The sequence below is a fragment of the Polaromonas sp. P1_E3 genome, from assembly GCF_056405935.1.
This window is the reverse complement of sequence record NZ_JBFUBD010000329.1, coordinates 1-3,001: the sequence shown is the minus strand read 5'-3', so window position 1 is coordinate 3,001 and position 3,001 is coordinate 1. Positions and strand designations below refer to the sequence as shown.

The following is a 3,001-nucleotide window of genomic DNA, read 5'->3' as shown; positions in this document are numbered from 1 at the left end:
GGCTCTCCCTGCGCCTTCGGGCATGTAGCCATCCTGAGGTCCCCACACGATCAGTGTTGGCGGCTGGTATTTCCGCAGGTAGGCCTGGTATTTTGGGAACCACTGCAGGTTTTCCTTCAATCCCTCCATCAACGCCAGGGCGATGGCGCGGCGCTTCGGATGGTTCATGAGCGGCCACGACAAGCGCCATAGATCAGGCGGAATGCGGTCCACCAGGTCCGCATCGACCTCCCCGATAAATTCTTTCCTGAAACCGTCTTCACTTACCGCCTCTTCCAGTTTGGCGCGCGCCTCTTTCGAGGGATTCGCCCAGTAGTCCTGGATAGGCTTGTATTTGGGCCCCAGCTGATCCTCATAAATATCACCATTCTGAATAATGAGCGCAGCTACCCGCTCGGGATGGCGGATGGCCAGGCGCAGTCCGATTTGCGAGCCATAGTCGTGCAGGTAAAGCGCATACCGTTTCAGGCCCAAACTCTCCGTGAACTGCTTGAGGAAGCCGGCATATCCATCAAACGAGCATGCCTGCTCACTGTTTTCCGGCGTCCCGCTGTAGCCGAACCCCGGATAGTCCGGCGCAATCAGCCGCCAGCGGTCAGYCAGCGCCGGCATGAAATTGCGGAACTGGAAAGACGAGCTCGGATAGCCGTGCGGCAGCAAGACAACCGGCGCCTCAGGGACTCCGGCCTCGCGGTAAAAGATGGGCACACCATCGATCTCAAGGGTCTTGTGTACTATCGGCAGGTTCGCAGGGTTGAATGGATTCATGTCATGCTCCAGCCAGGAAAATACCTCGACCCGAGATGTCGGCATGTAGGACAACGGTGTCGGTCAGTGCCGCCGCCCGGCAACCGCTTACACCACCCTCTCCCCATTTTTGTGCGCCGCCTTGTCGCAAATTAGCGACCCGGTGAAACCGCCGGGCTTGTCAATCCCGGCAGGCATCGCTACATTGGATTTTTTAAAGGATCCGCAATGCCTGCTGAAGTTGCCGCCAAGTCCACTGATCCGAGGCCGGCTCCCCCTGCGCCTGTTTCTGCGCCCACCTCCACAGCTCCGGCCAGTCCTGCGATCTCCCACATCCGATTGACCTCCCACTCGGGAGGTTATGGCGCCCTGCCCATCCGCTGGGCCGCCGCCACTGCCGCCGAACGCGGCCCCGTGGTCGGCACCACCACCAAACGCAGCCACCGCAATGTCATCGGTACGCACAGCGGTTCGTACAGCGTCTACCGCGCGCTGGCCGTTGCCTCCGGCGCGCTCAAAGCCAGCCACAAGGCTGACCTGACCAACACCTCGCCGACCGATGTGATTGGCCCCTACCCGCAATGGAGTGAGCCCGGCCGCATCGTCGCCATGGACCCATGGGGTGCCATGGTGGCCGACGTTTTTGCCAGTGAGCTGGCGGCGGGTTACGACATCCGGCCAACCATCGCGGTCACCCAGGCCCATGTCATCCTGCCCGAGGTGATCGAGGCCCTGCAGTCCGGCAGGCTCAAGGCCGACGGCAAGTTTTTGACAGCCGGCGGCGCGGCCATGGTGACCAAGGTCGCCGTTGAACCGGTCTGGTACCTGCCCGAGATTGCCCGCCGCTTTGGCTGCAGCGAAACCGATTTGCGCCGCGTGCTGTTTGAAGAAACTGGCGGCATGTACCCCGAGCTCGTCACCCGCAGCGATCTGGAAGTTTTCCTGCCGCCCATCGGCGGCCTCACGGCGTACATTTTCGGCCGCCCTCGCGACCTCGCCAACCCCGATATCGAGCTGACAGCCCGCGTACACGACGAATGCAACGGTTCCGACGTCTTCGGCTCCGACATCTGCACTTGCCGCCCATACCTCACGCACGCCATTGAAGAATGCATCCAGGGTGCACAGCGCGGCGGCGTGGGCCTGGTGTCTTATTTTCGCAAGGAAGGCCGGGCGCTGGGTGAAGTCACCAAGTTCCTCGTCTACAACGCCCGCAAGCGCCAGGTCGGCGGCGACACGGCTGACCAGTATTTCAACCGTACCGAATGCGTGGCCGGCGTTCAGGACATGCGCTTCCAGGAGCTGATGCCCGACGTGCTCAACTGGCTGGGCATCCGCAAAATCCACCGGCTCGTTTCCATGAGCAACATGAAGTACGACGCCATCACCCGCTCGGGCATCGAGGTGGTTCAGCGCATCAACATTCCCGAACACATGATCCCTGCTGACGCCCAGGTTGAAATGGACGCCAAGATGGCCGCAGGCTATTTCACCCCCGGCGCGGTGCCCGACGCCGAAGAACTGAAAAAAGCCAAGGGCCGGGGGCTGGATGTCTGAAACCACGCCCCGACCTGACAGTTCCGCCGCCCCCAGCAACCCCGTCAACGCCAACTACACCATCGCCGGAAACCTGCGCGGCATCAGCGCCGCCGCAGAATTACGCTCCACCAGAACGATTCGTGCCCGCGCCGCCGCGCTGCTCGAACGGGCACGCCGCGGCGAATCCGCCTGGTTTACCGTCAATGACGGCGCCCTGACAACCGCTGCCGCGCTGGTGGCCGAAATCACCCGCGCCCGCTATCCGGGCCTGGACATTCCGTACCACAGCCGCTGGCGGCATTTCGAAGCCGGCGGCATTGACCGCCTGGCCCAGCTGAATGATGCGCTGGCATCCGCCACGCCCGCCGGGCGCGCCCGCGCGCAGATTGACCTCGCGCTCATCAGCGTGCTGCTGGACGCCGGTGCCGGCGCCCAATGGCACTACCTTGAAGCAGCCCAAGGGGAGCACCCCTGCAGCGAATACAGCCGTTCCGAAGGCCTCGGCGTGGCAAGTTTTCATGCTTTCATGGCCGGCCTCTTTTCAAGCGACCCGCAGCAGCCATTGCAAGCCGATGCTGCCCGCCTCAAAACCATTACCKCCGACCAGCTGGCCCAGGCTTACCAGGTCACGCCCKAGAATACGCTGATCGGCCTCGACGGGCGCGCCGCGCTGCTGCTGCGCCTGGGCCAGTCGCTGCAATACCAGCCCGCGATC

General features: G+C 62.9%; 3 protein-coding genes. 2 read left to right on the top strand and 1 reads right to left on the bottom strand.

Annotation, left to right across the window (positions count from 1 at the left end):
• Positions 1 to 768: alpha/beta fold hydrolase (locus AC1D0Z_RS18655; protein ID WP_477659687.1), on the bottom strand; the 768-nt coding region annotated here is incomplete at its 3' end.
• 207 nt (positions 769 to 975) lie between these two features.
• Between AC1D0Z_RS18655 and AC1D0Z_RS18650 the strand changes: the two genes are divergently transcribed.
• Positions 976 to 2,304, top strand: coding sequence for a GTP cyclohydrolase II (locus tag AC1D0Z_RS18650; protein WP_477659686.1), 1,329 nt, complete (start codon positions 976 to 978; stop codon positions 2,302 to 2,304).
• A partial coding sequence (locus AC1D0Z_RS18645; protein WP_477659685.1) for a DUF1688 family protein occupies positions 2,297 to 3,001 on the top strand: 705 nt, incomplete at its 3' end. The genes AC1D0Z_RS18650 and AC1D0Z_RS18645, both read left to right, overlap by 8 nt.